The sequence below is a fragment of the Burkholderia sp. SIMBA_062 genome (assembly GCF_046534765.1).
Classification (GTDB): domain Bacteria; phylum Pseudomonadota; class Gammaproteobacteria; order Burkholderiales; family Burkholderiaceae; genus Burkholderia; species Burkholderia ambifaria.
In genome coordinates this window covers 1-19,108 of sequence record NZ_JAWRYD010000055.1, presented here as the reverse complement: position 1 = coordinate 19,108, position 19,108 = coordinate 1, and the positions used below count along the sequence as shown (strand labels likewise).

The 19,108-nt window shown below is 64.2% G+C and carries 16 protein-coding genes; 7 read left to right on the top strand and 9 right to left on the bottom strand.

Features of this window, described 5'->3' with window-relative positions; genetic code table 11:
• Positions 1–18 precede the first annotated feature (18 nt).
• Positions 19–1,386: an efflux RND transporter periplasmic adaptor subunit gene (locus SB786_RS34130; protein ID WP_410731300.1), complete on the top strand. Its 1,368-nt coding sequence runs from the start codon at positions 19–21 to the stop codon at positions 1,384–1,386.
• A gap of 30 nt (positions 1,387–1,416) precedes the next feature.
• The gene (locus tag SB786_RS34125) at positions 1,417–2,925 is read left to right on the top strand and encodes an efflux transporter outer membrane subunit (protein ID WP_410731299.1); all 1,509 of its coding nucleotides are present in this window, start codon (positions 1,417–1,419) and stop codon (positions 2,923–2,925) included.
• Here SB786_RS34125 and SB786_RS34120 read toward each other — a convergent pair.
• The 4 genes from SB786_RS34120 to SB786_RS34105 form a co-directional block, all read right to left on the bottom strand.
• Positions 2,906–4,387 (bottom strand): heavy metal sensor histidine kinase, encoded by a 1,482-nt coding sequence (locus tag SB786_RS34120; RefSeq protein ID WP_410731298.1) that lies wholly within the window; start codon positions 4,385–4,387, stop codon positions 2,906–2,908. The two genes, SB786_RS34125 and SB786_RS34120, sit on opposite strands and share 20 nt — an antisense overlap.
• Positions 4,384–5,061, bottom strand: coding sequence for a heavy metal response regulator transcription factor (locus SB786_RS34115; RefSeq protein ID WP_006759651.1), 678 nt, complete (start codon positions 5,059–5,061; stop codon positions 4,384–4,386). Before SB786_RS34115 ends, SB786_RS34120 begins: the two co-directional genes overlap by 4 nt.
• Positions 5,062–5,412: 351 nt before the next feature.
• The gene (locus SB786_RS34110; protein WP_006759650.1) at positions 5,413–5,892 is read right to left on the bottom strand and encodes an RES family NAD+ phosphorylase; all 480 of its coding nucleotides are present in this window, start codon (positions 5,890–5,892) and stop codon (positions 5,413–5,415) included.
• Positions 5,889–6,344, bottom strand: a complete 456-nt coding sequence (locus SB786_RS34105) for an antitoxin Xre/MbcA/ParS toxin-binding domain-containing protein (protein ID WP_006753033.1) — start codon at positions 6,342–6,344, stop codon at positions 5,889–5,891. Before SB786_RS34105 ends, SB786_RS34110 begins: the two co-directional genes overlap by 4 nt.
• A 489-nt stretch (positions 6,345–6,833) precedes the next feature.
• On the opposite strand from SB786_RS34105, the gene SB786_RS34100 reads away from it, so the two are divergent.
• Both SB786_RS34100 and SB786_RS34095 read left to right on the top strand, forming a co-directional pair.
• Positions 6,834–7,145, top strand: a complete 312-nt coding sequence (locus tag SB786_RS34100; RefSeq protein ID WP_410731297.1) for a DUF4148 domain-containing protein — start codon at positions 6,834–6,836, stop codon at positions 7,143–7,145.
• 310 nt (positions 7,146–7,455) lie between these two features.
• Positions 7,456–8,169 carry a dienelactone hydrolase family protein gene (locus SB786_RS34095; RefSeq protein ID WP_410731296.1) on the top strand — a complete coding sequence of 238 codons (714 nt, stop codon included), beginning with the start codon at positions 7,456–7,458 and terminating at the stop codon, positions 8,167–8,169.
• A gap of 684 nt (positions 8,170–8,853) precedes the next feature.
• On the opposite strand, the gene SB786_RS34090 is transcribed toward SB786_RS34095, so the two are convergent.
• Together SB786_RS34090 and SB786_RS34085 are read right to left on the bottom strand one after the other, a co-directional pair.
• Positions 8,854–9,795 carry a LysR family transcriptional regulator gene (locus tag SB786_RS34090; RefSeq protein ID WP_410731294.1) on the bottom strand — a complete coding sequence of 314 codons (942 nt, stop codon included), beginning with the start codon at positions 9,793–9,795 and terminating at the stop codon, positions 8,854–8,856.
• Positions 9,796–10,031: 236 nt separating this feature from the next.
• Positions 10,032–11,321, bottom strand: coding sequence for an adenylosuccinate synthase (locus SB786_RS34085; RefSeq protein WP_410731293.1), 1,290 nt, complete (start codon positions 11,319–11,321; stop codon positions 10,032–10,034).
• 141 nt (positions 11,322–11,462) lie between these two features.
• Here SB786_RS34085 and gcvA point away from each other — a divergent pair, with 141 nt between their 5' ends.
• Complete coding sequence (gcvA, locus tag SB786_RS34080; RefSeq protein ID WP_410731292.1) at positions 11,463–12,365, top strand: transcriptional regulator GcvA; 903 nt, start codon at positions 11,463–11,465, stop codon at positions 12,363–12,365.
• Between the two features lie 233 nt (positions 12,366–12,598).
• On the opposite strand, the gene SB786_RS34075 is transcribed toward gcvA, so the two are convergent.
• The gene (locus SB786_RS34075; RefSeq protein WP_006759642.1) at positions 12,599–12,919 is read right to left on the bottom strand and encodes a hypothetical protein; all 321 of its coding nucleotides are present in this window, start codon (positions 12,917–12,919) and stop codon (positions 12,599–12,601) included.
• A gap of 677 nt (positions 12,920–13,596) precedes the next feature.
• Between SB786_RS34075 and SB786_RS34070 the strand changes: the two genes are divergently transcribed.
• Together SB786_RS34070 and SB786_RS34065 are read left to right on the top strand one after the other, a co-directional pair.
• Entirely contained in the window at positions 13,597–13,971 is a 375-nt protein-coding gene (locus SB786_RS34070) for a hypothetical protein (protein ID WP_410731291.1), read from the top strand.
• Positions 13,972–15,397: 1,426 nt separating this feature from the next.
• Entirely contained in the window at positions 15,398–16,714 is a 1,317-nt protein-coding gene (locus SB786_RS34065) for a replication initiation protein (protein ID WP_006759641.1), read from the top strand.
• Between the two features lie 92 nt (positions 16,715–16,806).
• Here the strand turns inward: SB786_RS34065 and SB786_RS34060 are convergent, their stop codons facing one another.
• Positions 16,807–17,838, bottom strand: coding sequence for a ParB/RepB/Spo0J family partition protein (locus SB786_RS34060; RefSeq protein ID WP_410731290.1), 1,032 nt, complete (start codon positions 17,836–17,838; stop codon positions 16,807–16,809).
• Positions 17,831–18,526 (bottom strand): AAA family ATPase, encoded by a 696-nt coding sequence (locus SB786_RS34055; protein ID WP_410731289.1) that lies wholly within the window; start codon positions 18,524–18,526, stop codon positions 17,831–17,833. The genes SB786_RS34060 and SB786_RS34055 overlap by 8 nt, the downstream gene beginning before the upstream one ends.
• Positions 18,527–19,108 lie beyond the last annotated feature (582 nt).

Genomic DNA, 19,108 nt, shown 5'->3' with positions numbered 1-19,108 from the left:
CCCGACATCGAACTCATCATGAACGACACGACCGAACCTCTCACCCCGCCGCCGGCTGCCGAACCGGAAACGATGCCGCCTGCCGCGCGCGGCGCAGCGCCGGAAACACCGCCGCCCCGGCGCGGCCGCAAGCTGGCCGTCCCGCTTGCCGCGATTGCCGTCGCCGCCGCGCTGCTCGCGATCGGCATCGTGCCGCGCATCGACGCGCGCACCGCGCAGCGCCACCAGGTGGCGGCACAGCAGGCGCTGCCGGTGACCGTGATCCAGCCCGGCGCCGCACCGGCCGACCAGACGCTCACGCTGCCGGGTGCCGTGACGCCGTATGCGGAAGCGTCGATCTACGCGCGCACGAGCGGCTACATCGCACATTGGAGCGCGGACATCGGCACGCATGTGAAGGCCGGGCAAACGCTCGCGCAGATCACGGCGCCCGACCTCGACGCGCAACTGCGCCAGGCGCGTGCGGACGCGGCGACGGCGCAAGCGAACTACGACTATGCGAAATCGACCGCGCAGCGCTGGCAGGACATGCTGAAGACGCAATCGGTGTCGCAGCAGGACGCCGACACGAAGGTTGCCGACATGAACGCGAAGCGCGCGATGCTCTCATCGGCGCAGGCCAATACCGCCCATCTGAACGAGCTCGTGTCGTTCGAATCGGTGAGCGCGCCGTTCGACGGCGTGATTACCGCGCGCAACGTCGACGTCGGCACGCTCGTGACGGCGGGCGGCACGCCGGGCAGCCCCGGGCTGTCGGGCGAACTGTTTCATCTGGAGCAGACCGACACGCTGCGCGTGTTCGTCGACGTGCCGCAGGACAGCGCGGCCGGCGTCTCCACCGGCACGGCCGTCTACCTGACCACGCAGCAATATCCGGGGCGGCGCTTCGCCGCGCACGTCGCCCGCAGCGCGGGCGCGATCGACCCGGTCACGCGCACGCTGCGCGTCGAGATCGACGTCGACAATCGCGATGGCGCGTTGCTGCCCGGCGCGTATGCGCAGGCGCACCTGCTCGTGCCGAGCGCGGCGCCCGCGTTCGAGCTGCCGGTCAGTGCACTGCTGTACCGGCCGAACGGCGTGACGGTTGCAACGGTCGACGCGAATGGACGCACGGCGCTGAAGACCGTGCAGATCGGGCGCGATTTCGGCACGCACGTCGAGATCGTCGCGGGGCTCGGCGCGGCCGATCGCGTGATCGACAACCCGGGCGATTCGATCGCAAGCGGCGAAACCGTGAAGATCGTGTCGGTCGAGCACGGCGCGGTGCCGGCCGCTTCGCCGGCAGCGCAACCGGCCACGGCAAGCGGCGTGCCGTCAGCGCCGCGCGCGGCGACGTCCATGCCCGCCTCCGCGCCCGTTGCGCGCACCTCGAACGCCCGCACCTGACCCGCCATGCCTACCCGTGAGATTCCCGCCATGCGTCTTCCTCGCCCGCTCCCGTTCGCCCGCCGCGTCGTCGCGCTCGGCGTTGTCGCCGCGTTGACCGCTTGCTCGACGCTGCCGCCCTATTCGCCGCCTACCGTCGCCGTGCCCACGCACTATGCCGGCATACCGGCCGCGGGCGCGCCGGCCGCGCAACCGGGCTGGCAGGTCGCGGCGCCAGCCGATGCCGCGTCGCGCGGCGCGTGGTGGACCGTGTTCAACGACGCCGATCTGAACGCGCTCGAAGCGCGCGTCGACGTGTCGAATCAGACCGTGAAGAAAGCCGTTGCCGACCTCGAGCAAGCGCGCGCGACGGTCGACTACCAGCATGCGGGGTTTCTGCCGACCGTGACGGCGGGCGTTGCGCAAAACCGTTCACGCATATCGCAGAACAAGCTGGGTTCGTCACTCGCCGGCAAGACGACACCCGACCATCAGGTGGGCGTGGCGGCAAGCTGGGAACCCGACGTGTTCGGCCGCGTGCGCGATGCGGTGGCAGGTGCGCAGGCGAACGCAGACGCGAGCGCGGCCGATCTGCAAGCCGTCAAACTGTCGGTCACGGCCGAACTCGCGACCGACTATTTCGCGCTGCGCTCGCTCGACACGCAAAAGCAGCTGCTCGACGACACGGTGCGGGCCTATGCGGATGCACTGAAGCTGCTGCAACAGCAGCTCGCGGCCGGCGCGATCGATGCATCCGCCGTCGCACAAGCCGAAACACAACTGGAAGCGACGCGCACGCAGGATACCGACATCGACGCGTCGCGCGCACAGCTCCAGCATGCGATCGCGACGCTCGTCGGCGAAAACGCATCGACGTTCGCATTGCCGCCGCGCGTTCAAGCGTTCGACGTGCCTGCCATTCCGGCCGGCGTGCCGTCGCAACTGCTCGAACGACGGCCTGACATCGCGGCTGCCGAGCGTCGCGTCGCGGCCGCGAACGCGCAGATCGGCGAAGCGCGCGCCGCGTTCTTCCCCGACCTCGTGCTGTCGGCGAGCGCGGGGCTCGAAAGCGGGTTCTTCACGCCGTGGCTGACCGCGCCAAGCCTGTTCTGGTCGCTCGGCCCGCAACTCGTCGGCACGCTGTTCGACGGTGGCCGGCGCAGCGCGACGCTGCGCGGCGCGCACGCGCAGTACGATGGCGAGATAGCCGACTATCGGCAGACCGTGTTGGGCGCATTCCAGCAGGTCGAGGATCAACTGTCGGCGCTCGATGCGCTCACGTCCGAAGCCGCCAGTCAGCGGCGCGCGACCGACGCGGCCGACCTGTCGCTGCGGTTGACGACGAATCGCTTCAATGCCGGCGCCGTCAGCTATCTGGACGTGGTGACCGCGCAGACGATCGCGCTGACCAATCGGCGCCTGGCCGACCAGATCGCCGCGCGCCGGATGGAGGCTGCGGTCGGATTGCTGAAGGCGCTGGGCGGCGGCTGGCACGCGGGCGCGGATGTCGCTGCTGCCGCCGCCGGGCCGGGCACGGCGATCAAGACGCAGGATTCCTGACGAAGATGAGGATGAACCGCGTGCCCGCCGCGTCGCTTTCGACGCGCGCGGTGCCGCCGTGCAGCTCCATCACCGAGCGCACGATCGCGAGCCCGAGCCCGGCCGTGCCGCCCGGCACGCCGCCGCTGCGCGCGGGGTCGCCGCGCACGAATCGGTCGAAGATGCGCGGCAGCAGCGCGGGATCGATCGGCTCGCCGGGATTCTCGACGACGACGCGTACCGCGTCCGCCGTTTCGTCGACGCTCAGCGCGATGACGCCGCCCGCAGGCGTATAGCGCAGCGCATTCGCGAGCAGGTTGCCGACCGCGCGGCGAAACAGCTCGACATCGGCAGTCAGCTGGCCGTGCCCTTCCACACGCAGCGTCGAACCCGCTTCATCGGCGAGCCCTTCGAAGTATTCGGCGATGCGCGTCAGCTCGTCATGCACGTCAAACGCGCGCTGCCGCGTCACGAAGGTCGGGTGTTCGGCGCGCGCGAGAAACAGCACGTTCTCGATCATCCGCGCGAGACGGTCGTATTCCTCGAGATTCGATTCGAGCAGCGCCTGGTATTCGCCGGGCGAACGCGGCCGCGCAAGCGCCACCTCGGTCGCGCCGCGCATGTTGTTCAGCGGCGTGCGCAGATCGTGCGCGAGATCGGCGCTGAATTGCGACAGATGTCCGAACGCTTGCTGCAGGCGGCCGAGCATCGCGTTCTGCGCATCGACGAGCGCGCGCAGTTCGCGCGGCGCACGCGCGGCGTCGAGCCGCGCGTCGAGCTTGTCGACGGTGATCCGGCCGGTGTTCGCGACGATCTCGCGCAGCGGTGCGAGCGCCGTGCGGATCAGCCAGAAGCTGAGCAGCATCGCGCACAGCGCGCCCAGCCCGCCGGCGAGCTTCAGCTTGTTGCGATAGCCGTCGAGCAGTTCGGCGCGATCGCTCATGTCGCGCGCGATCGCGATGCGGATCTGCGTACCGTCGCGCAGCATCGCGCCGGCCACGACACCGCGCCCGGGCGTGCCGCCATCGGCGCGCCATGTCGCGATCCGGTCGACGGTGATCCGTTCGGCCGCCGGCACCGGCGTCGCGTGGCGCGGAAACAGCTCGGCATCGGGCAACGCAGCCGGTGCGGGCGACGCCGTGCCCGACGCAGCCGGCGGCAGATCCTCGCGCTCGGTTCGCCTGACGTTGTGCCGCGCGAGCACATTGCCCCGCTCGTCGACCACGGCCATCGACAGTGCCGCGTTCCCGAGCACCTGGCTCGTCAGCCGATCCGCATGCGCGCGCACGGCGTCGAGCGAATCGAGTTCGCCCGCGAGCCGGCGCGTGTGTCGTGCGGCAAGCACGATGTCGAGATCGTCCTGCGTCCTCACCTGCCGCTCGAGGCCGGTATACACGTACGTGCCGACGAGCGCGAAGACCGCGAGCATCGTCGCACCGAACGCGAGCGCGAGCGTCGCGCCAAGCGATCGACCGAGCGTCATGCACCGTCCTTCGGTTCGAGCACGTAGCCTACGCCGCGCACCGTATGGATCAGCTTGACCGGAAACGCATCGTCGATCTTCGCGCGCAGTCGCCGGATGGCGACTTCGACGACGTTGGTGTCGCTGTCGAAGTTCATGTCCCAGACATACGACGCGATCTGCGTGCGACTCAGCACCTCGCCTTGCCGGCGCGCGAGCAACTGCAGCAGCGAGAACTCGCGTGGCGTCAGGTCGATCCGCACCGTGCCGCGCTTCACGCGGCGGCGCACGACGTCGATTTCCAGGTCACCGACCACGATGCGCTCGGTCTCGCGTGGTGGCCCGCGGCGCGCCAGCGTGCGGATGCGCGCGAGCAGTTCGACGAATGCGAACGGCTTCACGAGGTAATCATCGGCGCCCAGTTCGAGACCGTGCACGCGGTCCTGCACATCGTCGCGCGCAGTCAGGAACAGAACGGGCGTGGTATGGGTGTCGCGCAGCCGCTTGAGCACGCCCCACCCGTCGAGCACGGGCAGCATCACGTCGAGCACGATCACGTCGTAGTTCTCTTCCTGCGCGAGCATCAGCCCTTCCGCGCCGTCCTTTGCGAGATCGATGCTGAAGCCGGATTCCTCGAGGCCTTTCTTCAAGTACGCGGCCGTCTTCGGTTCGTCTTCGACTATCAGGATGCGCATGCTCGGCTCCATCGCATTCGGTTGGAATATGCGGCGATGTTACCGGTAAACCGGCGGGCGAAAGGCTTCGCCGGCCAGCGGGACGGCTCGATTACGAAAATGTAATCGACGGGTCAGCGTGTTGACTGTCGCGGCATTGCGCACGTCGTGACGACGCATCGGCGATTTGCCATGCCGCGGCCTGGCAGTAATGAGCCGCACGTTCGCTTTCAGCGTAAACGGGTGCTCGTCGGATGCTGGTTGATCTCGGCGGATGCGCCTGCAACGGCGCTGCCGTTTCGTGCACCACGCCGCGGTGGCGCAATGAACGACATGTTCCTGCTGCTTGTCGTGCGCGGTGCGCGACGCGCCCTATTCGCTCTTGTTCGACTGGACCAGCCTCAGAATCCGGCTGTCGTACGGCGACTGCATGACTTCCGCGATGCGGACGTCGGACGCGGCCGGGTGCAGCGGATTCAACAGGAAGTTGTGCGCATGCGGCACGACGACGCTCGGTACGCGCAGCAGTGCGCTCGGCTGCGTGTGCAACCACTCGGTGCCGGCGCTGCGGGTCCAGTCGACGTTCTCCCGCCAGTCGGCCGGCGCATCGCCTTCCGCGATCTCGGCAACGTCCACCGATTCGGACACCTCGACGCGCAGCAACTGGTATCCGCTCGGCAATTGCGCAACGGTGGCCATTTCGAAGTGGACGAGCGTCTCGAGCAGCGCGAGCGCCGGATGCTCGGCGAGATAGACGACGGGCTGCCCGGCAAAATGCCAGCGCCCGCCGGCCCGCAAGCCGCCGATGCCTTTCAGATCGGCGTAATTGCTGATCCGCCACAGCGTCGTCAAGCGAAATACCCCTCGTCGATCTGCGTGAGCGCCTCTTCGACGAGTCGCGCGCCGTGCTCGGTGCTCGACATGTCGAGCGACGTGCGCCCGCCGAAGCGCTGGAGCCCGTTGCGCAGCCACGCCATCGCCTTGTCCTGGTCGCCGAACGTGGCCGTCGCCTGCGCGACGATGCGTGCAAGCCGGATCGCCTTGTCGGATTCCTCCGGCGACAGGCGCTCGTGCGCCTGGCGGCGATGGCTCAACGTGCGCCGCGGGATGATGAAGGCGAGTTCGTCCGACTTCAGGCCGCGCTCGGACAGGCGATCGATCACCGCGACGTCGACGCGCGCGCTCGCCAGCTCGGCAAGATCGGCGCCCGAGCGCACGCGAATCGCGAGCAGTTGCTCGAGTATCGTGAATTCGGCCTGCCGCGGGTGCGCGACGCCCGAAGGGTGAAACGCGATCGTGCTCATGATTCTTCTCCGGCAATTTGCCCAAACATTATAGGCGTTTTGCCGAAGGCGGGCAGATTCTTGTCGTCACGGGTTCGATTGCGCACGTCACGTGGGCCATCGGCCCGGGCTTTCAGCGCCCCGCTCCGGCCCCATCACACGTTGTCGGGGTGGCGCAATCGACGGTTTGCGCAGGCGCGGAAGCAGTGAAATTCAGGATATCAAGGCCTGTAGTCGTGTCATGGGGTTGTCACGTAACAACTTTTCATGCGGTTTCGATACACCACTGTCCCGGATCGCGCCGCTTCATCGTTCAACGCACGCCGCGAATGTGTTCCGGCACACCAATAATCATCAGACAAAATCCAGCTTTCCCCGCGAATCGTTTACCCAGTTGCAATAATTATTCGCTGGAACGCCTATTTCCGACCGGTATCGCGATCGCTACGATGCAATCAACCGCTGAACGCAACAAGCGAAGCGCGAAATCTACGAAAACCGGAGGTCACCATGAAGTCGTTCATCTACGCAGTCGCCGCTGCCACCGCCCTTACCGCATCCGTTGGCGCATTCGCCCAGTCGAATCCATCGGGCGAACTGACGCGCGCCCAGGTCCGCGCGGAACTCGTGCAGCTCGAGCAAGCCGGTTACAAGCCGGAAGTGTCCGACGCCCACTATCCGAATGCGCTGCAAACCGCGCAGGCACGCGTGACGAACAGCGACGCAACGGGCTACGGCGCACAAGCCGCCGCCGGCGTGCGTGCCGGCCGCGTGATCGCGGTCAAGCAAACCGCTCGCGACTCGGTCTATTTCGGTCAGTAAGACCGACGCACGCGGCGCGTATCTCGATACGCGCGCTGTCACGCAACACCCCGCTCCCGTTCATCGGGGCGGGGTGTTTCGTTTTCCGTGCCTCCGACCTTCGGTCTGAACGACGCGCGATCGATGTGCAAGCGCGGCTCGGCCGCCGCCCCGCCCCGTTCACGCAGACGGCCGGCGTTTGCGCATAGAATGGCCGCGTGGTCGGCGCCGGCCGAAGCGAACGCGAGCGAAACCTCGAGTCACCGGGCATACGCACTCGCTGGCCGACCCGATGCCGCACTCATCGCATTTTTCGAAAAGGAGCGGTTTCATGTCTCAAACATCCGGTTCCATGATCACGTTTCGCCGCCCCGACGGCCAGGAACTGCAGGGCTACCTCGCGACGCCCGAAAAGACCGAAGGTGCACCCGCGGTCGTCGTCATCCAGGAGTGGTGGGGCCTTAACGACCAGATCCGCGGCGTTGCCGATCGTCTCGCGCGCTGCGGCTACTTCGCGCTCGTACCCGACCTGTATCGCGGCAAGTCGACGGTCGAGGAGGAAGAAGCGCACCACCTGATGACCGGCCTCGATTTCGGCGACGCCGCGTCGCAGGACATCCCGGGCGCAGTGCAATATCTGAAGACGCGCGCGTCGCGCGTGGCGGTCACCGGCTTCTGCATGGGCGGCGCACTCACGCTGCTGTCGCTGCAGTTCGCCGATGTCGATGCCGGCGTCACGTGGTACGGCTTGCCTCCGCTCGACTACCTCGATCCGTCGAAGATCAAGGTGCCGCTGATGGGTCACTGGGGTACCCAGGATGCGTTCTTCGCGATCGATCAGGTCGATGCGCTGGAGAAGAAGCTGATCGATGCGAAGGTCGGCATCGAATTCCACCGCTATCTCGCGCATCACGCGTTCGCGAACGAAACGGCCGTCGGCCCCGGCCGCATCGGCGGCACGCAGTTCGATCCGGTGTGGTCGCAGATCGCGTGGGATCGCACGCTGACGTTCTTCGGGCGCACGCTGTGGGGCCAGCAGCAGTAATACCGCAGCAGGCACCCGCCGCTGCCGTGCAGCGATGCACGCAAAGCGAAACGCCACGGATCTGCAGCCGTGGCGTTGTCGTTTGCGGATACGAATTCGCCACGCGAGCGTGGGCGGCGCCGCCTGGCCGACGTCCATGCGTTTCGGCAGGATGCCCGCCTGATAGAACATGTCCGCGATGTGCTGCTGGTACGCGAGCGTCTCGCGCGTCACGGGTTCGACGCCAAAGCGCGCACGGCGGAACGCGAACGCCACGGCCGGCTCCGGAATGCCCCACGGTTTCGAAAACTCGGCCGCACCCTGCGCGCGATTCGCATCGAGCCATCGCTGGACCGTCGTCAGCTCGGCCACGGCAACACCCAGCACGTCGGCATTGCGCTGCGCATGAGAGCGCGACGCGAAGTAGTAACTACGGTTCTCGACGAGCCCCGTGCCATCCGCGACGATGCTCGCGCCCAACGCCTGCTGGACGACGGCGAGAAGCGAATCCCAGATGATCCACGCGTCGACCGAGCGATTCTCGAACGCGGCGCGCGCATCGAACGGAGAGAACCAGACCGGCTTGACGTCCGCATGGCGCCGTCAAGTTCGGAATGCAAATTATCCGGTACGGACCAACGTCGATTCATGGGCTGCGTCACGTGTGCCGCGTCATTCAAGCGGGCACACGTCGTCCACTTTCGTTCAGGACTCGCAGCAAGCGCGCAGCGCGGCCTCGTCGGCAGCCAGCATTTCGGGCACGCATTCCCGCAGGAAATCGACGAACGTCCGAATCTTCGCGTCGAGGTACTGGCGCGACGCATACAGCGTGTAGACCATCAGCTTCTGCAGCCGGTACTCGGGCAACACGCGCACCAGCGCGCCACTCGCCAGTGCGGGCACCGCGCTCGACATCGGCAATGAACCGATCCCAAGGCCAGCGCGCAGCGCGGCGCCGAGCGCGTCGGCAATGTTCACCTGGAAGTCCGGCAGCGGTAGCTCGAATGTCTCGCGACCGTCGGGGCCGTCGAGATGCCAGCGGTCGCGAGGAAAGATCGGCGTGACGATCTGCAGGCACGAATGCGCTTCGAGATCGCGCACGGTGCGCGGCGTGCCGCGCTCGTTCAGGTAAGTGGGCGACGCGCACAGCACGCTATGAACATCGCCGAGCCGCTGCGACACCAGGCCCGAGTCGGGCAGCTCCGTCGTGCTCAGCTGCAGCGACACGTCGTAACCTTCGTCGATGATGTCGGGCACGTGTTGCGATAGCGTAAGTTCGACCGCCACCGACGGATAGCGCTGCCGGTATCGCACGACCGCGGGCACCACGTAGGCCTGGCCGAAACTTGTGGTCGCATGCACATGCAGGCGCCCCGACGGCTTCGCCTGCGCGTCCGCCGCCTCGGCTTCCGCTTCGTCGATATAGCCGAGGATGCGCTGGCACCGGTCGAGATAGCGTTGCCCGGCATCGGTCAACGCGATGCGGCGCGTGCTCCGGTTGAGCAGACGCGTGCGCAGATGCGTTTCGAGTTGCGCGACCGAACGCGACGCATAGGCGGTGGTGATGTCCAGGCGCTGGGCCGCGCTCGTGAAGCTGCCCTCCTCCGCCACCCGGACGAAAATGCGCATCATCTGTAGCGTGTCCATCGACATGTCCCCGGGATTGAAATCGCTTCGCAGCGGCGCCCGCCCCGGCACGGTCCGGTCTGGCGCGAATTGTGCGGAACAGTACCGCAGCGGTGCAGGCGTGTCCAGTTTGCCGTGTGCCGCTGCGGCGGGCTCTTGTACACGCGATAAGCCCCATCCAAGGACGACCGGTAGCGGATCGATACAGGCCGGACGGCGGCGGCCTGCCGCGCACGCATTGCACGTGCGCGTCGCGCTCAGCCCTGCTCGAAGGGGTTGCTTATCACGATCGTGTCGTCGCGCTCGGCGCCGGTCGTGATCATCGACACGGGCGCGCCCGCGACCATCTCGACGCGCGCGATGAAATCCTGCGCGGCACGCGGCAACGCCGCACGCTCGCGCACGCCCTTCACAGTGCCGTCCCACCCGGCGAACGTTTCGTAGACGGGCATCGCACGCGCTTGCGCATCGAGGCTCGCGGGCAGATGGTCGACGCGTGCGCCATCGAGCTCGTAGCCCACGCACAGCTCGATCGACGCGAAGCCGTCGAGTACGTCGAGCTTGGTGAGCGCAAGCGAATCGATTCCCGAGATCCGGACGGCCTGCCGCAACTGCGCGGCATCGAGCCATCCGCAGCGGCGCGGCCGGCCGGTGTTGACGCCGAACTCCTGCCCGCGCGCGCGCAGCGTTTCGCCCGTGGCGTCGGTCAGTTCGGTGAGGAACGGGCCGCCGCCGACGCGCGTCGCGTACGCCTTGGTCACGCCCAGCACGTGGCCGAGTTTCGACGCGCCGAGCCCGGTGCCGGCCGCCGCGGCCGATGCAACGGTGCCCGACGATGTCACGAACGGATACGTGCCCCAGTCGATGTCGAGCATCACGGCCTGCGAGCCTTCGAACAGGATGCGCTCGCCGCGGTCGCTCGCGTCGTTGAGGTCGGCCCACACGGGACGCACGAACGGCAGGATCTTCGGCGCGATGTCGATCAGCGTTGCCAGCATCGCGTCGCGCGAGCACGGTTCGAGCCCCAGGCCACGAAACCATGCATTGTGGTAATCGACCAGCACGTCGAGCTTGTCGGCAAGCCGGCCCGGTTCCGCCAGATCGGCGACCCGCAACCCGCGGCGCCCGACCTTGTCCTCATAGGCCGGCCCGATCCCGCGCAACGTGGTGCCGATGGGTTCGCGACGCAGACGCTCCTGCGCCTGGTCGATCGCGCGGTGAATCGGCAGGACCAGCGTGGCGTTCTCCGCGATCGACAGATTGTCGGGCGTCACCGACAGCCCCAGCTCGGCCATCCGCCCGATCTCGGCCAGCAGCGCCTCGGGATCGAGCGCCACGCCGTTGCCGATCACCCCGCGCTTGCCGCGCACGATGCCGCTCGGCAGCAGCGCGAGCTTGTACGTCTTGTCGCCGACGACCAGCGTATGGCCCGCGTTGTGGCCGCCGTTGTAGCGTGCGACCAGATCGGCCTGCGCCGCCAGCCAGTCCACGACGCGCCCCTTGCCTTCGTCACCCCATTGGGCGCCCACTACCACCACGTTCGGCATGCTCCATACTCCATGTGAGAAATTCAGACACGTACTGCGACCACATCGGCCGTTTGTGTGCCATATTGGCGGAGCAAAATCGCCCGATCAAACGATTAAATCTGAGCATTCATGTGAGTAAAATTCACGCGAAACGATGAAATGGCCCGACGACTCCCTCCGTTGAATTCGCTGCGCGCGTTCGAAGCCGCGGCCCGGCTCGGCAGTTTCACGCTTGCCGCCGATGAGCTGTGCGTGACCCACGGCGCGATCAGCCGGCATGTCCAGCAGCTGGAGGCATGGCTCGGCCGGCCGCTGTTCGAACGGCACAACCGGCGGGTCGAGCTGACCGATGCCGGTCGCGCGTATCTCGCCGAGGTTGGCGCATCGTTCGACCGGATCGCCCTCGCCACCGCGCAGCATTTCGGCCAGGGGCAGCAACGCGTGCTGCGCGTCAGCGCGCCCGCGACGTTCTCGCTGCGCTGGCTCGTGCCGAAGCTGTCGTCGTTCCAGGTTGCTCATCCGGCCATCGAGGTGCGGCTGTCGACGTCGAACGAGCCGATCGAGAAGTTGCGCGACAAGGTCGACCTAATCGTCCGCGGCGGCCCGCAGGCGATCGACGGATACGTCGCCGAGGAATTCCTGTCCGAAGTCCGGTTGCCCGTATGCGCGCCGAAGCTGCTCGAGGGCCGGCCGTTGCGTACACCGGCAGATCTCGCCGGCTTCACGCTGCTGCATGCGGCAACCTATCCCGGCATGTGGCCCGAATGGCTCGCGGCGGCCGGGCACGCGAATCTGGTGCCGCGGCACTCGCTCACGCTCGAGCATTTCTACCTGACGCTGCAAGGCGCGCTCGACGGCCTCGGCGTCGCGATGGGGCCGATCGCGCTGGTCGCCGACGACATTGCCGAAGGGCGGCTGGTGCAACCGTTTAGCGAACCGGCACTGCCGCCGTGGCGCTATTTCACTTACGTGGCGGCTGCGCGCGCGGAAGACGAAGCGGTGCGGGCATTCAAGGGCTGGCTGAAAACGGCGGGGAACGCGGCGGCGGACGCGCGGCACTGACTATGCCGGCTGCGGGTGGTCAGCAGGTGCGGGTTTCGAGCGCGTTGCGGCGGCCCGGATATGAATATGCTGGGCGTCGCGCTCAGATATCGACTCTGTCGACCAAAATACAGAGGATATCGAAGCAATTGATACGGATGTGCTACCTGCATGGTAGCCACGACGCGCAGCGTGTTTGCACAGCACAAACGAAAAACCCCGGTTCGAGCCGGGGTCTTTGTCGCGAACGGCGCTTACTGGCTGGCGCCAGCGGCTTCGCCCGCCTTCTTCTCGGCCTTCTGCAGGTTCTGCGGATAGTTCGGATCGTTGGCCGCCGGCTTGTAACCAGCGTCTTCGAGTTTCTTCAGTTCGGCGGTGTTCTTCGCGCGTGCAGCCTTGTGTTCGGCTTTGCGTTGTGCCCGTGCTGCCTTGCGCGCCTCACGCTTCGCGGCCTTCGCATCCTGGGCGACCGGTGCGCTGGCGGCGTCAGTCTGCGCGAACACCGGAGCGGCGGAGCCGAAGAGGAAGGCTGCTGCCGTAGCAGCCAGCGTGAGTTTTCTGATCTGGATTCGCATCGCTGAGCTCTCTTTTCTGATTGATCACGGAATGAAAGTGCATTGAGATACCGCCCCTGCCCCCGGTCGGTTTTCATGTTGCGACCAGGGCCTTTGCATCATAACCGCGTTGCAAAAAATGTGGCGTCATCGTGTGCACAATGTTGGGGATACACGTATGGGAGAGGTCGTGTCGCGGGGACCACAACGATGCATCGGGCGCGAAGCTCACGCGACGACCATGACCGCGGCAGCCATGTGACGAACCGGATTATTCCGTCGATACGATGCAGGTGGCCGATGCCGGCGAGGTCCGTTTCCGCATGTCGTGCACTCGTATGAGGCTCGCCGTTTCACCCGTGGAATTGGCCGCTCGCGCAACGTGATCGTCGCTTCATGAACGGGGATCACCTATGGACTTGCGGGTCTGTATGCCTGGCTGTGATTCGTGGTCGCGCGATCGGCGGTTCATCCCATAAACGGGCACGCTTGGTCCGGTGCCGAGTTCGACGCGATCCCCTGCATGTCCACACGATGCAAAGCGAACGATCGGGTAACCGCTCGCTGCATGCATGGTTACCTGTCGGCGCTCTTCGTTACCACTTGTGGGAGATGACGTGTGCGGGCCGAGACGTCGTCGCCGCAGCGGTGAATGCTTCGAGCCACATTCGTTCACGATTGTGCGCAGGCATCGCACGATGCACCTGCAGTGCGAAGGCGAAAGGTTCGTCACCGCCTCGGTGTCGCGACGAGCCTTGAGCCTGTGCGACGACGATGCCGGTACGTCCTGCGCTGCGCGTATCGTCACAGCGTTTCCATTGGGCGGGCGCATCTGGCGCGATGGCGTCGCGCACTCGGTTTGCCAATCCGCGGAACAACTTGTCGGTGAGCTTTTACAGGACTCGACATTTTCCGACGGTGAGGATATTCGGGATTCGAGCGCGGATCCGATGCGGGTGAGCTTCGTCGATGGCGACCGCCTCACGTTCGCGGTTGAGCCGCCCGGCGGGTGCTGTCTCGCCGATCGCGACACAGTACCGATTTCGGTACAGTCCAAAGGTAGAAATCTATGAGGCCAAATGCCCGCAAAGAGGCCGGCTGATTTCGTCAGTGCACAGGCCGGCGATTTGAAAAGCGCCGGCTCGACCCACATGCGATAGCCGAAGACTTATCCACGGAAGCCCAGGCACAGACGACAAAAAATCCACTTGCGAGCTGGTTTCCGCGATTTCTCACTGTCGGGAAGGAAACTGGCGATGTTCTTGTGTGGGCCGCAGGAATCGATCACTACGGGTAATCCTTGGTTCGAGACGGGCCGTGACAGGCATTTTTTGATCCCATACGCGGGTACCTATGTCCCGCAAACGCTGATTTCTTCCCATAAGTTTCTACGTTTGCGTCCTTGTGAGTGGGTACTCACCTCCGTGGAAAGCCTTGTTGAGCCTGGGGAGCCTTGCAGAGTGAAGGCAAATATCAACGGTTGCACAGGTCGAAGACCCGGATTGCTGTGCGTACCGAGCCGGCTGACTCGCTTTGGTAGCGGTTTATGGGGGTTGTGTTTCTGCACAGGCACACGTGTGTTTACATCTTTTGTAAACAACGTTTACTTCTTTAACTACTTTTAGGCGGCTCAGAGCCTTGTCTGGCAAGGGTTTGGCGGGTGTTCGGTACCCATTTATGGGAGCACAGGCGGAAGAGTATGGGGCTTCAGGTCTGTGGATTTGGGGAATCGGGTACCAAGGTGTGGGAAATGAGGGTTGTGGATATGGGGTACGCGTAGCCTGTTATGGGATTTCGGCGCGGAAATGCTTCAGGTAGCCTTCTATGGGGGAATCCTTTGGTAGCCATTTATGGTGCCTTCTTCCTGATCCATCGACGGCTCCCGTCACAGCATTTTATGTGAGGTTGCCGGTTATGGGATGGACTTCAGGTAGCCCGTTATGGGTGCCTGCCCAGACCGAGTGACCTCGTTTTGCTCGGCTCTCGGGATGCGGAGTCCCATAGACAGGATCAGGGGGAGGGAAAGGTTACCTTCTGTGGGGGATTCGCAAGGTAGTCCTCCATGGGGGGTATTTTCGCTCGCTGGACGCGGTTGAAGACAAAACTCAAAACCAGCGGCTCCCGTCAGGTACCCATTCATGGGAAGCATTAAAGGTAGCCTGTTATGGGGGCGCGCGGATCGTGTTGCAGGGCACCACGAATCCGATTTGCAAATCCCGTTCCGGTTGATTGTTTCCCATGAATGGGTACCTTCGGCTGGGCAAGTCTCGTGCCGGATCCTGACGGCGAACTGCACAGGTAGCAGGATTTGGGAGCTATTTTTGGCGGAAAGGTATATGGATATGGGGCTTCGTGCAGATCGAAAAAAAGCCTATTCTCTTTTTATAACAAAAGCTTAGGAGATATAGTGAAAGTGATACTGGAGAAAGAGGCGTTGCTCGCTGGCTTGAAAAGGTATAAAGTCCGCCATCAACACGGTCACCTTCTCCGGACATCACGATGCCGCGTAAGCCCGCAATCAAAGGCTCCGACAAGCAGGTTTCGCTATTTCAGACGCCCGAGCCTCCCGATCTGCTGCGCAAGGCGGTTCAGGCAATTCATATCGCTCCGAAGTCCGGAAAGATCGGTCTCCAGCAGCGCAAGATGTTCAGCTCGCTGATCAAGAACGCCCTTCGTCAGGAAGCGTTCGAGCCCGGCCGGACGAGCTTCTCGATCTCGATCGCGGCGCTCTCGCACGAGAGCGGGTTGAACAGCAACAACACGAAGTACGTGAAGGACACGGTCAACTCGCTGATCAGTACCGTCGTCAACTGGGACTACCTTGCCGCGGACCGCTCGACGGTGTGGAAGGCGTCGGGCCTGCTCGCCGGCGCCGAGCTCGAGCAATCGGTGCTGAAGTACAGCTTCTCCGACCAGATTCGCAGCGAGCTGCTCAATCCGGAGATCTACGCGCTCATCGATATGCGGATCGCGCGCGAGTTTCGGCGCTCGCATTCGCTCGCGCTGTGGGAGAACACGGTTCGCTACGAAGGGATCGGCATCACGGCGAAGATTCCGCTGCCGAAATTCCGCGATCTCATTCTCGGTCAGGACAAGGCATCGCAGTCCTACAAGGAGTACAAGCTCTTCAAGAGCAAGGTCCTGGTGCCATGCATTCAGGAGGTGAACGAAGTTTCGGATCACACGCTCGAGCTGATCGAACACAAGTCAGGTCGCAGCGTGGAGGCCGTGCAGTTCAAGGTGACGCGCAAGCAGAGCGCGGATACGGTCGAGGAAGGTGACGTCAAGAACGAAGCGCTCGTCGACGAGGTCGCCAAGTTCGGCATCCCGCGTTCGGAAGCGCGCCGGTTGATCACGCAGTACGGCGTGCAGCGCATCAAGGCGGCAATCGCCTATACGCTCAATCGGACTACGAAGAAGAACGCGGCGCCCATCGACAACGTGGCCGCGTATTTCCGCAAGGCGCTGACGCACGGCTATACGCTGGCTGACGGGCAGGGGACCGAAACGGCCGCCCCGGCGAAGGAATCCGCGCAGAGCAAGCAGGAACAGATTCGCGACAAATACCTGGCCGCCAAGGTCGACGAAGCCGGTGCGTATTTCCGCGAACTGGAGATCGACGACCAGACCAAGCTGATCGAGCGCTACAACGAGACGGTAGCCGGTTCGAAGGACCTCACGCTATCGCCGAAGAAGAAGGCGAGCAAGCTGGCGCAAACCAGTTTCTTCCGCTGGCTGGCGCTCGATACCTGGGGCGAACCGACCTCCGACGACTTGCTGGAATTCCTGCTGAAAAGCAGCCTCGCGACCAACTGATTGTTCGAGGCCTCGCGTCTGGCATGCGTCGTGCGCCGGACTTCGTCCGGCTGCGCGGAGCCGTGCAGGTTCGAGGCCCTTGCCTGCGGTGCTTACTTTTGCGCCGCTACCGCCAGTTCGGCGACATATGCGTCGATCACGGTCTTGAGCCGGTCGGCGAGCGATTCCTGGTGGGACGCATCGACGCCCTTCAGTTGCAGATCCAGGCGCCCGTCCGGATAGGTCTTCAGTTGACCGATCGCGCGTGATTCGAGCGCGAAATCGTGACGAACGCTGTAGCGCGTGCGCCCCGTCTTCTTGTTGCCGTCGCTCTGCGCGCGCAGGAAATTCTCGAGGTCGCGTACCGACTTTTTCCGGTCGATCACCGCCGTAAGCAGCCGATCGGCGGCCGGTTCGCCCAGGCGCTCGAAGATCAGCTTGAGGAAGTACGCCGCCTGCAGGCCGACCACGTCGTTCGCGCTGGCCATCCGTTCGAGCAGCGTATTCGGTAGCGCGTTCAGCGACAGCGTCTTGCTGATCGATGCCTTGTCCTTGCCGATCTTCTCCGCGAGCGTGTTCTGGTCGGGGAAGACCTTTTCATCGAGAAGACGCTTCCATGCGACCGCGTCGTCGAAAATCGTCTGGCGTTCGTGGTCGTGGTTGGCGCGATACGCGATCGTATAGAGCTGCTCGGGCGTGTGGTCCGTACGGAACGTCGCGTTGATCGTCTCGTCGCCATTGATGCTGGTCGCACGCAAGCGGCGTTGCCCGTCGATCACGACGAGCTTGCCGGGAAATTCCGGGAGCCGCGTGACCTTGATCGGCTCGATCTGCCCTTCCCGCTTCAGCGTCAGCGCGAGCTCGTGCAGGCTCGACTCCGAATAGAACACGCGCGGGTTGAACGGGTTCGGGATGCAGTCCTTGACCGCGACCTTCTGTGGCGCGCCGAGATCGTGCGCGTCGGCGGATGTGGCGGCAGTCGGGGCCGCGGGGGGCGCGGCTTCGACTGCAGGATTGGACGCCGGTGTCGGTTCGGGCAGGCGCGTTTCCAGCGCCGCATTTTCCTGCGCGAGCCCGCGCAGCAGGCCGGCAGCGAGATGCAGGTTGCCGGTCGGCTTCTTGTCTTTCGATGTTTCCTTAGCCATGAGCGGCTCCCGTAGCGCGCGTCGACGCGATGTATTGGGCCATTTCGGTGACCAGTCTCTCGATTTCCGCGCGGGCTTCCTTCAGCCCCTTCAGGTATCGATTGTGGTGATGGATCGTGGTGCCGAGGGCGAACGTCTGCCGGTAAACCTCGCGCTGCGCGATCTGGCTGTCCAGCAGATGCTCCCCTATTTCTTCTGCCCTTAGAATTTTTAAAATTTCTTCACGCATTTTAGTTTTTCCATTGACGCTATTCAGCATCAGCGCGGAAGACAAATTCGGGTTACGAACGGCACGCATCGATTCGATCATGCGAATCATCGCGACGGTGCTATACAGGTCGGCCGGCGACGGGGACAGCGGCACGAGGCAGAAGTCCGCCACTTCGAGCACGGATGCAATGCGTGGATCTTCGAGGTTGCCCGGGCAGTCGACGACGATTACATCGAAATTCGCATCCTGCTTCTTGATCTCGCCCCCGATACCGCGCCCGGCGGGGGCCAGCGACAGTACTGTCATCGGGAGCGTATTTTCGCCGCTCGTCACCCATCTGACCGACGTGCCTTGAGGGTCGGCATCTATCAAGGCGACCTGGTTGCCGCCGGCCTCGAAGGCTGCCGCGATATTAACGGAGATGGTCGTCTTTCCAGTACCACCTTTTTGATTGCTGACGGCGATCTTGAAAGCCATTAAATTCCTCCAAGGAGTTTTGCGCAATATATGCAGTTATTGTTGAAAAGTCCAGAAAAGTGTTTGAGGAAAAGATGAATTTTCTGATCGATGTAGTTGTTACGTGACAAGCCGGCCAAGTGGCTAGAAAATTATTTGGACTTGAAATCTGATGAAAAAATAAAAATTGATGAAAACTTCGCTCGAGAGGGGATGCGCTAAGAGGCGCTAATGAAGTGTTGGGGACTCTAGCGTCGAGAGCGGCAAGAAATCGAAATGGTGATTCGGCGCACGGGTTCGTTCTTGTTCTGGAAGTTTTGATGCGGTTTTGTCAACGACTGGCGAGCCTCAACGGCGCCGGAATCTGCAGTTGTCACGTGACAAGTCGATTCCGGCTGACTAGGGTATTCGAATATGGGTCAACGGGCGGCACGCGGATCGAAGTGCCGTGACGACCCAGTAAATTCTCTTTCCTCATTGATGCAATCGGCGCTTGGATATGGCCGCTAGTCCTAGCACCGGTGCTGGTGCTGGTGCTGGTGCTGGTGCTGGTGCTGGTGCTGGTGCTGGTGCTGGTGCTGGTGCTGGTGCTGGTGCTGGTGC

Excerpts from the sequence above, each read along its gene's own strand:
- SB786_RS34130 (WP_410731300.1), top strand. The coding sequence starts at position 19 with ATGAACGACACGACCGAACCTCTCACCCCGCCGCCGGCTGCCGAACCG.
- SB786_RS34125 (WP_410731299.1), top strand. The coding sequence starts at position 1,417 with ATGCGTCTTCCTCGCCCGCTCCCGTTCGCCCGCCGCGTCGTCGCGCTC.
- SB786_RS34120 (WP_410731298.1), bottom strand. The coding sequence starts at position 4,387 with ATGACGCTCGGTCGATCGCTTGGCGCGACGCTCGCGCTCGCGTTCGGT.
- SB786_RS34115 (WP_006759651.1), bottom strand. The coding sequence starts at position 5,061 with ATGCGCATCCTGATAGTCGAAGACGAACCGAAGACGGCCGCGTACTTG.
- SB786_RS34105 (WP_006753033.1), bottom strand. The coding sequence starts at position 6,344 with ATGAGCACGATCGCGTTTCACCCTTCGGGCGTCGCGCACCCGCGGCAG.
- SB786_RS34100 (WP_410731297.1), top strand. The coding sequence starts at position 6,834 with ATGAAGTCGTTCATCTACGCAGTCGCCGCTGCCACCGCCCTTACCGCA.
- SB786_RS34095 (WP_410731296.1), top strand. The coding sequence starts at position 7,456 with ATGTCTCAAACATCCGGTTCCATGATCACGTTTCGCCGCCCCGACGGC.
- SB786_RS34090 (WP_410731294.1), bottom strand. The coding sequence starts at position 9,795 with ATGGACACGCTACAGATGATGCGCATTTTCGTCCGGGTGGCGGAGGAG.
- SB786_RS34085 (WP_410731293.1), bottom strand. The coding sequence starts at position 11,321 with ATGCCGAACGTGGTGGTAGTGGGCGCCCAATGGGGTGACGAAGGCAAG.
- gcvA (WP_410731292.1), top strand. The coding sequence starts at position 11,463 with ATGGCCCGACGACTCCCTCCGTTGAATTCGCTGCGCGCGTTCGAAGCC.
- SB786_RS34075 (WP_006759642.1), bottom strand. The coding sequence starts at position 12,919 with ATGCGAATCCAGATCAGAAAACTCACGCTGGCTGCTACGGCAGCAGCC.
- SB786_RS34070 (WP_410731291.1), top strand. The coding sequence starts at position 13,597 with ATGCACCTGCAGTGCGAAGGCGAAAGGTTCGTCACCGCCTCGGTGTCG.
- SB786_RS34065 (WP_006759641.1), top strand. The coding sequence starts at position 15,398 with ATGCCGCGTAAGCCCGCAATCAAAGGCTCCGACAAGCAGGTTTCGCTA.
- SB786_RS34060 (WP_410731290.1), bottom strand. The coding sequence starts at position 17,838 with ATGGCTAAGGAAACATCGAAAGACAAGAAGCCGACCGGCAACCTGCAT.
- SB786_RS34055 (WP_410731289.1), bottom strand. The coding sequence starts at position 18,526 with ATGGCTTTCAAGATCGCCGTCAGCAATCAAAAAGGTGGTACTGGAAAG.